The 12,344-nt window shown below is 66.7% G+C and carries 12 protein-coding genes; 8 read left to right on the top strand and 4 right to left on the bottom strand.

The annotated features are described in order from the left end of the window. Positions 1-4: 4 nt before the first annotated feature. Complete coding sequence (locus V6Z91_RS22485; RefSeq protein WP_338761421.1) at positions 5-1,267, bottom strand: lipoprotein-releasing ABC transporter permease subunit; 1,263 nt, start codon at positions 1,265-1,267, stop codon at positions 5-7. Between the two features lie 157 nt (positions 1,268-1,424). Here V6Z91_RS22485 and V6Z91_RS22480 point away from each other — a divergent pair, with 157 nt between their 5' ends. Beyond that, positions 1,425-2,459, top strand: a complete 1,035-nt coding sequence (locus V6Z91_RS22480) for a hypothetical protein (RefSeq protein WP_338761420.1) — start codon at positions 1,425-1,427, stop codon at positions 2,457-2,459. Then, positions 2,456-4,150, top strand: coding sequence for a single-stranded-DNA-specific exonuclease RecJ (gene recJ, locus V6Z91_RS22475; RefSeq protein WP_338761418.1), 1,695 nt, complete (start codon positions 2,456-2,458; stop codon positions 4,148-4,150). Before V6Z91_RS22480 ends, recJ begins: the two co-directional genes overlap by 4 nt. Before the next feature lie 9 nt (positions 4,151-4,159). Here recJ and V6Z91_RS22470 read toward each other — a convergent pair whose 3' ends face one another. Continuing rightward, on the bottom strand, positions 4,160-4,624 hold the full coding sequence (locus V6Z91_RS22470) for a nuclear transport factor 2 family protein (protein ID WP_338761416.1): 465 nt from the start codon (positions 4,622-4,624) through the stop codon (positions 4,160-4,162). 146 nt (positions 4,625-4,770) lie between these two features. On the opposite strand from V6Z91_RS22470, the gene V6Z91_RS22465 reads away from it, so the two are divergent. The 4 genes from V6Z91_RS22465 to V6Z91_RS22450 are packed head-to-tail and all read left to right on the top strand — an operon-like array spanning position 4,771 to position 7,115. Then, the gene (locus tag V6Z91_RS22465; RefSeq protein ID WP_338761413.1) at positions 4,771-5,232 is read left to right on the top strand and encodes an antitoxin Xre/MbcA/ParS toxin-binding domain-containing protein; all 462 of its coding nucleotides are present in this window, start codon (positions 4,771-4,773) and stop codon (positions 5,230-5,232) included. Between the two features lie 21 nt (positions 5,233-5,253). Further along, positions 5,254-5,940, top strand: coding sequence for an RES family NAD+ phosphorylase (locus tag V6Z91_RS22460; protein WP_338772014.1), 687 nt, complete (start codon positions 5,254-5,256; stop codon positions 5,938-5,940). A 10-nt stretch (positions 5,941-5,950) separates the two neighbouring features. Next, entirely contained in the window at positions 5,951-6,268 is a 318-nt protein-coding gene (locus V6Z91_RS22455; RefSeq protein WP_338761410.1) for a DUF2288 domain-containing protein, read from the top strand. Positions 6,269-6,281: 13 nt separating this feature from the next. Next, positions 6,282-7,115 (top strand): DUF817 domain-containing protein, encoded by an 834-nt coding sequence (locus V6Z91_RS22450; RefSeq protein ID WP_338761407.1) that lies wholly within the window; start codon positions 6,282-6,284, stop codon positions 7,113-7,115. A 74-nt stretch (positions 7,116-7,189) separates the two neighbouring features. Here V6Z91_RS22450 and V6Z91_RS22445 read toward each other — a convergent pair whose 3' ends face one another. Continuing rightward, positions 7,190-7,675 carry a sel1 repeat family protein gene (locus V6Z91_RS22445; RefSeq protein ID WP_338761404.1) on the bottom strand — a complete coding sequence of 162 codons (486 nt, stop codon included), beginning with the start codon at positions 7,673-7,675 and terminating at the stop codon, positions 7,190-7,192. Then, a complete protein-coding gene (locus V6Z91_RS22440; protein WP_338761401.1) occupies positions 7,672-9,678 on the bottom strand; it encodes a bifunctional 2',3'-cyclic-nucleotide 2'-phosphodiesterase/3'-nucleotidase in 2,007 nt (668 codons plus the stop codon). Before V6Z91_RS22440 ends, V6Z91_RS22445 begins: the two co-directional genes overlap by 4 nt. Positions 9,679-9,925: 247 nt before the next feature. Between V6Z91_RS22440 and V6Z91_RS22435 the strand changes: the two genes are divergently transcribed. After that, entirely contained in the window at positions 9,926-10,864 is a 939-nt protein-coding gene (locus V6Z91_RS22435; RefSeq protein ID WP_338761398.1) for a cohesin domain-containing protein, read from the top strand. Between the two features lie 13 nt (positions 10,865-10,877). Next, complete coding sequence (locus V6Z91_RS22430; RefSeq protein ID WP_338761395.1) at positions 10,878-12,329, top strand: alpha/beta hydrolase; 1,452 nt, start codon at positions 10,878-10,880, stop codon at positions 12,327-12,329. Positions 12,330-12,344 lie beyond the last annotated feature (15 nt).

Below are 12,344 nucleotides of genomic sequence, written 5' to 3'. Positions count from 1 at the left end.
CGCCTTACTCATACCGCAATGCCTCCGCGGGCTTCACCCGTGCCGCATACCAGCTGGGGTAAAGCGTGGCCACGAAGGCCAGGCCGACGGCGGTGCCGCCGATGGCCGCCACGTCCGACCAGCGCAGGTCGGAAGGCACGGCGCTGATGAAATAGATGTCCTTCGACAGGAACTTCATGCCCAGCGCCGATTCGATGGCGGGCACGATCACGTCCACGTTCATGGCCAGCAGTACGCCACCGGCCACGCCGAGCGCCGTGCCGATCACGCCCACCAGGGCGCCCTGCACCATGAACACCTTCATGATCGAGCGGGGTGACGCGCCCAGGGTGCGCAGGATGGCGATGTCGGCCTGCTTGTCCGTCACCGTCATCACCAGCGTGGCGACGAGGTTGAAGGCGGCCACCGCGATGATCAGCGTGAGGATGATGAACATCATGCGTTTCTGGGTCTGCACGGCCGCGAACCAGTTGGCGTTGACCTTGGACCAGTCGCGCACCAGCAGGTCGCCGGGCATCGTCTGCTTCAGCTGGAACGCCACTTCGGGCGCCTGCTCCACGTCGGCGATCTTCAGGCGCAGGCCGTAGGGGCCCGGCAGATCGAGCAACTGCTGGCCGTCCGCCAGGTGCACATAGGCCAGCGAGGAATCGAATTCGTTGTGGCCCGCCTCGAAGATGCCGACCACGGTGAACGTGCGCATGGCGGGCGCGCCGCCGGAGATGCCCCCTTCGGACAGCGCCATCGCCACCTTGCCGCCCACCTTTGCTTCCAGCGCCTTGGCCAGCTCCACGCCAAGCACGATGTTCATGGCGCCGGGGCGCAGGGCGGCCAGGCTGCCTTCCTTTACCTGGCGCGGCACGTCGGATACCTTGCCCTCTTCCTCCGGCAGGATGCCGCGCACGATGGCGGGACGCATCACGTCGCCGCCATGGGCCAGCAGCGCCTGGAGCTCCACGAAGGGCGCGGCGGCCTTCACCTCCGGGTTGGCGAAGGCATTGCTGGCGGTCGCGCGCCAGTCGGCCATCGGGCCGCCCAGCTGGTAGACCTCGATATGGCCCAGCACCGACAGCATGCGCGTTGTCACCTCCTTCTGGAAGCCGTTGTAGACGGAGAGGACGATGATCAGCGCGGCCACGCCCAGGCCGATGCCCGCCATCGAGATGGCGGAAATGAAGGAAATGAAGCTGTTGCGGCCGCTGCGGCGCCCGGCGCGCGTGTAGCGCAGGCCGACCTGCCATTCGAACGGCATCTTGTGCGTGAAACTCATGGAGAAGGATGGCTCCTGGTGCAAAGTGCGCAGTTTGCCATATAAACAGCATTGCCGGGCTTACAGCTGAGTAGATTGCGGAGGCGCGACCATTGCCGAAGGCAATGGTCAACCCTCACCATTGCCGAAGGCAATGTTCATCCCTATATAATGTCGCATGGCTTCCACGACCCTCGTAATACCATTCGGCCTGCCGCCGGCCGAAATGGCGCCGGACCTCGTCCGCGCCCTGCAAGCCCCGGCGCTCGCGACCCTGCTCTCCCGCCATTCCGCGCACACGGTGCACGCCTTCGAACCGGCGCGGCTGCTGCCGCACGAAGCCTGGCTGGCGCATGCGCTCGGCGTGGCCGGCGAACCGGGCACCCAGCCGGCCGCGCCGTTCGCGCCGGCCGTGATGCGCGGCCTGGGCCTGGCGCCGGACGCGGGCCACTGGTACCTGTTCCACCCCGTGCACCTGGTGGTGGGCACGCACCTGATGATGCCGGACCTGCGCGGCCTGCGCATCGCGGCCGAGGAGTCGCGCGCCCTGTTCGAGGCCGCGCGCCCGCTGTTCGAGGAACTGGGCAAGACGCTGGTCTATGGCGACGCCCATACCTGGTTCCTGCGCGCCGACGACTGGGCCGGGCTGGCGACGGCCTCGCCGGACGCGGCCAGCGGCGACAACCTGCACCCGTGGCTGCCCGAGGGTGCGGCGGCGCGCGACTTTCGCCGCCTGCTGAACGAAGTGCAGATGCTGTGGCATGCCCACCCGGTCAACGAGGCGCGCAAGCAGCCCGTGAACTCGTTCTGGATCTGGGCGGGCGGGCCGGCGGCGCAGCCGCGGCCCGATACCCCGCTGGCGACCAGCGCCGCGTCCGCCTGGCTGAACGCACTGGCCGCGCCGGAACTGCGCGACACCACGTCGGTCCAATGGCTGGCGACGAAGGATGCGCACCGCACCGCCGTGCTCGGCCACCTCGCCGCGAGCGCCATGGCCGAGGATTGGCCCACCTGGCTACAGGCGATGCGCCAGCTGGAGGACCAGTGGTTCGCCCCGCTGCGCGGCGCGCTGCGCTCGGGCGGCATCGGCGCCCTGCGGCTGGTGCTGACGAACCGGCACGCGTGGACCGAGACGACCGCGACGAAAATGGCGCTGAACAAGTTCTGGCGCCCGGAAAACCTGAATTACCTGATCACCAAGCTGAACTCATGACCCGTATCACCACCCGACCCTGCCCGTTCCGCGAATCGGAAATGCTGCGCCAGGGAGGGATCCACCCCGTGCTGGCGCGCCTGTTCGCGGCGCGCGGGCTGACCGATCCGAAAGACCTGTCGTCCGAGCTGTCGGCGCTGATCCTGCCCTCGGGGCTCCTGCACATCGACGCGGCCGCCGTGTTCCTGGCCGACGCGATCGCCGCGGGCAAGCGCATGGTGATCGTGGCCGACTACGACTGCGACGGCGCCACCGCCTGCGCCACCGCGCTGCGCGGCCTGCGGGCAATGGGGGCCGACGTGGACTTCATCGTGCCGAACCGTTTCGAGTACGGCTACGGCCTCACGCCCGAGATCGTGGCGCTGACGGCCCGGGAAAAGTCGCCGGACATCATCCTCACCGTCGACAACGGCATCGCCAGCATCGACGGCGTGGAGGAAGCGAAGCGGCGCGGCATCGAAGTGGTGGTGACCGACCACCACCTGCCGGGCGACCGGCTGCCCGATGCGCGCGTGATCGTCAACCCAAACCAGCCGGCCTGCGGCTTCCCGTCGAAGAACCTGGCCGGCGTGGGCGTGGTGTTCTACGTGCTGCTGGCGCTGCGCGCCGAACTGCGCCGGCGCGGCGTGTTCGACGCGCAAACGCAGCCCAAGCTCGATTCCCTGCTCGACCTGGTGGCGCTGGGCACGGTGGCGGACGTGGTCAAGCTCGATTCGAACAACCGCATCCTCGTGGCCCAGGGCCTGAAGCGCATGCGGGCCGGGCGCATGCATGCCGGCGTGGCGGCCCTGTTCCGCGTGGCGGGCCGCCAGGCGCGCTGCGCCACGCCGTTTGACCTGGGCTTCGCGCTCGGCCCGCGCCTGAACGCCGCCGGCCGGCTGGAAGACATGTCGCTGGGGATCGAATGCCTGATCACGGACGACGAAGGCCGCGCCTGGGCGCTGGCCCAGCAACTGAACGAGATCAACCTGAAACGCCGCGAGATCGAGGCCGAGATGCAGGATACGGCCCTGTTGCACCTGGACGATTTCCAGCCCTCGCAGAGTTCCACGATCAGCGTGTTCGACGAATCGTGGCACCAGGGCGTGATCGGCATCGTTGCCTCGCGCCTGAAGGAAAAGTTCTACCGGCCCACGATCACGTTCGCCCCGGCAGGCGACGGCTGGATCAAGGGTTCCGGCCGCTCGATCGCCGGCTTCCACATGCGCGACGCGCTGGACCTCGTGTCCAAGCGCGCGCCCAGCCTGATCGACAAGTTCGGCGGCCACGCCATGGCGGCCGGCCTGTCGATCCGCGCCGAAGCCTTCGATGCGTTCGCCCAGGCCTTCGAGACCGTCGGCCAGGCCTGGCTCACGGAACAGCAGCTCGAACGCGTGATCGAAACGGATGGCCCGCTGGAAGATGCCTATTTCACCACGCAATTCATCGAGCTGATGGATGGCATCGTGTGGGGCCAGGGCTTCGCGCCACCCGTGTTCTGCGACGAATTCCGCGTGATCAGCCAGCGCATCCTGAAGGACAAGCACCTCAAGCTGCTGCTGGAACGCAATGGCGCCCGCTACGACGCCATCTGGTTCGGCCGCACGGACGCGCTGGGCGACCGCGCCCGCGTGGCATTCCGGCTCGACGCGAACGAATACAACGGCACCACGCGCGTGCAATTGATGGTGGAGCACGCCGAGCCGGCGTGACGCCCGGCGCTACGGGCGGTTCGCGCCCTCGTCGTTGCACACCGGCTCGCCCGAATCGAACACGATCTTCCACTGCCCGGGCGCTGACAGGCGCCACACCGAATTGAATCGGCCGATGAGCTTGCCTTCTGGGTCGTGCACCGGGCCGCTAGAGTGGGCCAAGGTGCCCGATTGCAGTACGTCCACCCGGTCCGGCGTCCAGGAGAACGGGGCCTTCGCGCCCTGGTAATAGCGTTGCCAGAAGGCGGCCACGGCGGCCTTGCCACGCAGCGGCGCCGGCCCAGTGTAGAACACCGTTTCATCGTCCAGGAAGCGCCCGAAGGCGGCGAAATCGCGGCGCGCCATCGTGTCGGCGAACGCTTTTTCTGTGTCCGTCACCTGTCGCACCAGGGTGGCGTTATCCACTGGCGGCACGGTGGCGCAACCGGACAGCAGCGCGGCGGCAAGCGCCAGGGAAGCGGCGGTGGCATTCATCGGCTCTCCTTTGTCGAAACTGCAAAACCCCATGGTAGTGCCGGGCCTCGCGTTGCGCACGGGTTGCGCCATTGCGCCGTGACAAACGCGCCACGCTTGCAGTAAATCCGGAAACGGAGTATAAGAACTCCAGATACGGAGGCTTTATGCATGCACCCCACGCACAACCGGCGATATTTCCCTACAGTTACCCGAAATCGCGCTATGAACCGGCCCAGCCGGTCGACCTGAATGCCCGCCCGGAACGGGAACGCCTGTCGCAGACGGCGCTGAAAGGCTTCTTCAAGCTGGCCGCCGCGTGGAAGCTGCGCGACGAAGATGCGCGCGAGCTGCTGGGCGGCCCGTCGAGCAGCGCCTTCTACGAGTGGAAGCGCAACCCGGTCCGCGTGCTCGAGGTCGATCGCATCACGCGCATTTCCTACCTCATCGGCATCTATAAATCCCTGCACATCATCTACGGCGACCAGCTCGCCGACGAGTGGATCCACCTACCAAACAAGAACATCATCTTCGGCGGCCGTTCGCCGCTGGCCTACATGCTGGCCGGCGGCCTGCTGGCCATGCAGACGGTGCGCAAGCTCGTCGATGCCCGGCGCGGGGGCCTGTAATTGGCCGGGCCCGACGCGGCACTGCCCGTTCCGCCCCTGCGCCTGCTCCGGCAATTCGACACCTGCCGGCTGATTCCATCACGCTTCGCCGACGTGGAGGATTCCGTGCTGGCGCCGCTGGCCGACAGCGACGCGGAACTGGCGGACCTGTTCGAGCTCGACAATGCCACGAATGCCCGCCTGCTGGCCGAACACGGCGGCGCGCCGGGCATCGGCATCGACGAGCTGCTGTCGCACGTGCCGAACTTCCGCATCATTAATGCCGCGTTTACCTATCCGCGCCCGGAAGGCAGCCGCTTCAACGACGGCGACCGGGGCGCGTGGTACTGCGCCTTCGACAGCGACACGGCGCTGGCCGAGGTGATCTTCCACAAGACGGTCGAGTACGCGGAAATCGGCCGCTTCGACGACAGCGTCAGCTACCAGGCCATGCTGGCCGATTTCACGGCCCAGTTCCACGATATCCGCGGCCTGCCCGAGTTCGACGCCTGCCTGGCGCCGGACAGCTATGTAAGCTCGCAACTGCTGGCCGAACGGCTGCTGGCGGGCGGCTCGACGGGCATCATCTACCCGAGCGTGCGCCGGCCGGGCGGCACCAACCTGGCCTGCTTCCGCCCCGCCCTGGTCGGCAACGTTCGCAAAGGGCAGGCCTATCGGTTAACATGGCGGGGCAACCCGGCGCCCGTCGTCGAACCGAGACATCCTTGAAGAAACTGTCATGCAACTGAATCCCGAAAAAGACACCGAACTGAGCCAGAAAGTCAACCGCGAGACCGCGCGCCTGCCCTGGAGCGAACTGATGCGCCATTTTGCCTCCGGCAACGTGGTGTGGATCGCGGACGAGCTCGATCTCGTCGACGTGGCCGTGCGCATCGCCCACGACGACAAGGCCAGCGTGGGCCAGTGGATGGCAGCCGGCCAGATCGCCAAGGTCTCGGACGCGCAGGCGCGCGACTGGCTGGAGACAGACACGTCGCTGTGGGCCTGCGTGGTGAGCCCGTTCATCCTCGTGCAGCAGCAGAAGATACGCCACTGACCGGCATGCCCCGATGCTGGCCGCGCTCGACGCCCACCTGACGGATCCCCGCCCCCGCACCCTGCGGCCGGCCCACCGGCCAATGATCGAATTCCTCTATTTCGGCATCAAGGAGGCGCGCGCCTGCCTGTTCGCGGGCCTGTTCTTCCTGGCGATCTTCCTGGTCCCGCGCGGCGGCCTGCTCGGCATTCCCCGCTACGACGTGCTGCTGGCCGTGGCGCTGGGCATCCAGGCCTGGATGCTGCTTGCGAAGCTGGAAACGTGGGACGAGGTGAAGGCCATCGGCCTGTTCCACGTGGTCGGCTTTGCGCTGGAAGTGTTCAAGACGCAGATCGGCTCGTGGAGCTACCCGGACTTCGGCTACACGAAAGTGCTCGGCGTGCCGCTGTTTTCCGGCTTCATGTACGCGGCCATCGGCAGCTACATCATCCAGGCCTGGCGCCTGCTGGACCTGCGCGTGCGCCACCATCCGCCGCACCCGCTGGCGGCCGGCATCGCGATCCTGATCTACGTGAATTTCTGGACCCACCATTACATCGGCGATTACCGCTGGTACCTGGCTGCCTGTGCCCTGGGCCTCTATGCCCGCACGACCGTGATCTTCCGACCGCTCGACCGGGAGCGCCGCATGCCGCTGCTGCTGGGCTTCGTGCTGACGGGCTTTTTCATCTGGCTGGCCGAGAACCTGGGCACGCTGATGGGCGTGTGGCGCTATCCGAACCAGCTGGGGGCGTGGTCTGTTGTTCATGTGAGCAAGTGGAGTGCGTGGTCGCTGCTGGTGATCATGACGTTTACCATCGTGGCGAACCTCAAGCATGTGAAGGCGCGGGTGCATGTGCCGGAGTGACATTCCGAGTTGCAATAGATAAATGTTGCTTTAAAAATGGGGACAGACCCCATTTTCAGAGCAACTTCCGGCTGTCATGGCATCGTTACCTTGTGCTTCAGCGCGTGCGCCGATTCCTTCAGCAACGCATTGGCGCGCTGATCGGCACCTTCGTCGTACGACATTTGCGCCAGCTGCTGCAATGCGCCCGGATGCCCCAGTCCGGCGGCATGTTCCAGCCATGCACGCGCGGCTGCCGGATCGGCGTCACCGCCCTCCCCCGCCAGCCTCATGTTCGCCAACACGAACATCGCTTCCGGCACGCCGCCACGCGCGGCCTGCTCCAGCCAGCCGATGGCGGCGGCGCTGTCCGGTGCCGCGCCCTTGCCATTACGGACCATCACGCCAGCCCAGTAGGCGGCGGCCGCGTCGCCATTCCGCGCCGCCGTGGTGAAATCGGCGAGCGCCTGTGGCCAGCCGGCCGGCGGCCCGGCCATGGCCTGCCGCGCCGCCGACAGGTCAGCCGCACTGGACGACACGGCGCCCGCCAGCAGCAGCGCTGTCAACAAAAAGCGGGTCATTGCGCCAGATCGACCGCGTACAGCGCGAACCCCTTGCCGCCGCCATCGTCGCCGCGCAATTCGCGCACGTTCGACAGACCCGCCTCGCGCGCCAAGGCTTCCCTGCCAGGCGCCGAATGGAAGACCACCGGGCCCTTCGTGGCTACTTTCGCGAAGCGCCAGCTGCGGCTCGCACCATGGCTGGCACGCGTGAGTTGCTTCGTTGCGCGGATGTACTCGATCAGCACGTCGCGGTTATTGTCCGGCGCCGCCACCACCGTGCTGCTGCCATCCAGGCCGGGGAACGCCCCGCCGCCGCTGGCACGGTAGTTATTGGTCGCGACGAGGAATTCACCGCTGGCGTCGACCGGCTCGCCGCGGAAGCGCAGGTTTTTCACGCGCTTGCCCGGCGGCTGCGTGATGTCGATCTCGTAGCGCAGCTCATCGCTGGACGGCATGTCGAAGTTATAGCCCGGAAACTGGGTGTTCACCAGTTCCTGCGGTTCCGTGCGGCGCGGGTCGATCGTGTTGAAGCGTTCCGCCGCCTTTTCCAGCCACGCGCGCAGGCCGGCGCCACTCACCTTCACGCCGTACAGCGCATTCGGATACAGGTACAGGTCCGCCGCGTTGTTCAGCGCGATGCAGCCCGCCTCCACGTCCGTGTAGTCGCGCACGCCGGCCGTTCCGGACTTGAACGGAGAGGAGACGGACAGCACGGGCAACTGCGCGTACTGCGGCAGGTTCGCCTTCACATAGTCGCGCAGGTACGCGGCCTGCGCCTGGTTGACGACCTGGATCGCGCTGACGTCGCCCACGTCGGCGAAATACGTCGACATGCGGAAGTCGGTCTTGCCGATCGGCGTCTGCACATAGCGGATTGTGGCCTCGTGTTCTGCCGCGATGAGCGGCGCGATGGCCGGGTCGCCGGCAACGACCTCGCGGCCCGCCGCGATGGGCCGCGCCTCCACAGTTGTGCGCGCCTTGTCGACCACCCAGGCCTTGCCGTTCCAGGCCAGCGACAGGCCGATCACGCCCAGGTGCTTGCCCCACATGCCTGCCATCACGGTCGGCACGCCGTGAACTGTGCCCTTGGCCTTGTCGACGCCCGGCAGGTCGAATTGCGGCACCGTGCTGGCCGCGTTCGGGAACACCTGGTGCGAATGGCCGATCAGCATAGCGTCGATGCCCGTCACCTGGGCCAGGTGCCAGTTGCCGTTCTCCATGGTGGGCGAATACGGCGCGTCATCGAGCCCGCCGTGCGAGATCGCCACCACGATGTCCGCCCCCTTGGCGCGCATTTCCGGCACGTAGCGCTGCGCGGTCTCACGCACGCCTTCCGTGTACACCTTGCCCTCCAGCCAGCGCTTGTCCCACGTGAGGATCGTCGGCGGCGTGAAGCCGATGATGCCCACCCGCAGCGTGGCCGGCACCTTGCTGCCGTCCGGCGCGGTGGCGGTGATGCGCCTGTCGATGATCGCGTACGGCGCGAACAGCGTCTGGCGCGACTTCACGCTGTACACATTGGCCAGCACCTGCGGGAATTTCGGCCCGGCGCAGCGTTCGGTGGCAGTCACCCCTTCGACGTCGAAGCGGCTGCCCGATACCTGGTTCAGGTACGCCAGCCCATAGTTGAATTCGTGGTTGCCGACGCCCGCGCCGTCGTAGCGGAGGGTGTTGAATGCCTTGTAGATGGCCAGGGTCTCGCTGCAATCGAGCGGCTTCACGATCGCCTGGTAATCGGCCAGCGCCGTGCCCTGGATGGTGTCGCCGTTATCGAGCAACAGGTTGTCCGGATACTGCGCGCGCGCCTGCGCGATCAGCGTGGCCGTACGTTCCAGGCCGATCGTCGGCTCCGGCGCCAGCTTGTAGTAATCGTAGCTGACGACATTGGCATGCAGGTCGGTCGTTTCCAGCAGGGCCACGGTGGCGTGGCTGCCGGCGGGCAGTCCGGCCGTGACGGCGGCGGGGATGGTAGTGCATCCCGCCAACAGCAGCGGCAGGCAGAACAGGACGGGACGTTTCATTGTCGAGAGATGGGGTGCAAAGCGGGCATCATACGCATGCGGCCGCCCTGCCGACAATAGCCGCACGCCGCGATGCGCGCGCCGATTGGACACTGTCGGCATTCTTTACATTTTGATCCGCATCAAACATTACTAAAATTTCAAGTCCTTGTTTCTGATAAATATTAATGTTTTGGCATGCATCTTGCTGCTGAGCTTGCGGGTACGCCCGCTCTCACAACGATATTTCCAGACTAGGACCATGACCATGCCATCCACGCTCCGCCGCTGCCTGCAGGCAGTGGCGCTCTCCGCGCTATGCGCGGCCCCCTTGCACGCGGCGACGATCAACCTGTTCACCGCCTCCGGCAGCTACAACGTCGGGCAGAGCTTCAATGTCGACTTTCGCATCGGCGGTTTGTCCGGCGCCCCCGGCCAATCGCTGTCCGGCTTCGACCTGAACGTGCTGTTCGACAGTTCGCTCCTGCAGCTCACCGGCTACGGCTTCACGGATCCGGCGTCGAACCGCAACGAGCTCGATTTGCCCGAACCGGGCTCGTTCGGGTTCTTCGGCGAGGCCAGCGCCAACGCAGGCGTGATCGACGCGTTCGGCATTTCCGGCAACAGCGCGGCTGTCCTCGATGCCGGACAGGCCGACGAGTTCCGCTTCCTCACGCTGACCTTCCAGGCACTGGCCGCCAGCGCCACCACGGCGATCCAGGTGGACCTGAACGATCCGAACCTGCTGTTCCTGAACAGCGACGCGGGCGACCTTGCCACTGGTTTCGGGGCGGCCCGTGTGGCGTTCGCCATCGCGCCGGGCAGCACGCAGGTGCCGGAACCGGGCAGCCTGGCCCTTCTGCTGGCCGGTGCCGCCGGCATGCTGTTGATCGGACGGCGCCGTTCCCACGCCAGCACGGCCGCGCTCGCGATGGCGCTGGCCGCCACCGCGGGCTCCGCGTCGGCGCAGCAACCCGTGGTGAGCAACGAACCGCCGGCTGCGACCGCGCAGGCACCGAAAGCAGTCGATGCCGTGATCGTCGCCGTCAAGGGCCGGCGTGCGCAGATCAAGCTGTCCAACGGCACAGTGCAGTGGGTATCGGTGGCCGGCCCGATCGCGCAAGACCAGGTGGGCAAGCGCATCAGCGGGAAGATCGCCCCGCGCGGCGACGCCATCATGCTGTTCGACCCCGTGATCGCCAACTGAGCCGGAGACCTCCATGCACATTCTCAAGCAAGCGCCGCTGGCCGCGCTGATCGCCGCCGCATGCGCGGCGCCCGCGTCGGCGCAAACCACCTCCCCGTTCGAGCCGCCCGAGGAAAAGCTGGGCGTGTACGTCGTCAACGCCGGTTCCGGCCTCGACACCGGCTGCACCTTCCGCAGCGAGGGGCCATTGCGCATTCGCATCCCCCTGCCGAAGGTCGTCAACGATGCCCAGCTGAACGGCGATGGCACCCTGAAGGACCCGGGCAAGCTGGTGTCGAACGGCGTGCTGTCCGCGCAGGCCACGATCCGCTTCCCCGTCTACGACATCGACGACAAGAACACCACGGCCGGCGTGGCGCCGGAGATGGACCGCGTGACCTTCAACGGCAAGTTCAAGAAGACGCTGGAAGGCTTCAACAATACCTGGACCGACGATTCGATCATCGTGCCGATCGAGGAACTGAAGTTCGGCCAGGACAACGAGCTACTGATCGACATCGACACGGCCAACACCGATGACAGCTGGTGCATGGCGGTGGACTGGGTGGCGGTGGAATTCGAGGCCACGCCGCCATACGTACTGCAGCACGGGATCTCGGCCAACCAGTCGACCTGGGACGAGGACGCGGCCACGGGCGTGCTGCGCGCGCTGGAAGAACGCGGCGTGCTGTTCACCCGCTTCTCGCTGGGCCAGGGTGCGGGCGGCAATGGCGCCGTCGCCACCAACGCGCAGGAGCTGAACACCCTGATCGCCGATTACCTGCGCCCGCTGAAGGCGGACAAGGTGCACGTGATCGCCCACAGCAAGGGCGGACTCGATACCCAGGGCCTGCAAGCCCTCGGGCCGGAGTTCGAGATCGTGTCGCTCTCCACTCTTTCCACGCCGCACCTGGGCAGCGTGGCGGCCGACATGTCGATCATCGCCAAGACCGAGGCGGACGACAAGATCGCCAACGGCCAGGACCCGAACGGTTTCGCCAGCGCCTACATCAATACCTGGACGTTCGGCCAGGGCCCGCAATTGCCCGGCCTGCGCGACCTGACCACGTATGCGGCCACCACGGCACTGACGACGGGATTGCGCGGCAATATCTCCGGCACCTACACGTTCGGCGCCAACGCCGACCTGAATGGCGACAACGACCTGACGACGGACGAGTCGACACCGCTGTTCCCGTTCATCGCGCACTACGGCGCCGAACGCGCCTGGCGCGTGCTGCGCGACTTCCACTCCGCGCCGATGACGCTGGCGACGGTGCCGGGCAGGTTCTGGGGCACGCGCACCGTGCTGACCTACACGCTGAACCAGGCGCCTACTCCGCAGGCCAACGATATCGTAGTGACGGAAAGCTCGGCCAATCCCGGCTACGGCACGCCGCTCGGCAACAGCCCGGCCAACCACAGCACCGTCAAGAACGGAAACAACGTCAACACGATCCTCGACACGACGATCCCCCTCAAATAATGCAGAGAGCCGAGA

Source organism: Massilia sp. METH4, assembly GCF_037094685.1.
In the GTDB taxonomy this organism is placed as follows: domain Bacteria; phylum Pseudomonadota; class Gammaproteobacteria; order Burkholderiales; family Burkholderiaceae_D; genus Rugamonas.
This window is presented reverse-complemented; position numbering and strand designations above follow the sequence as displayed.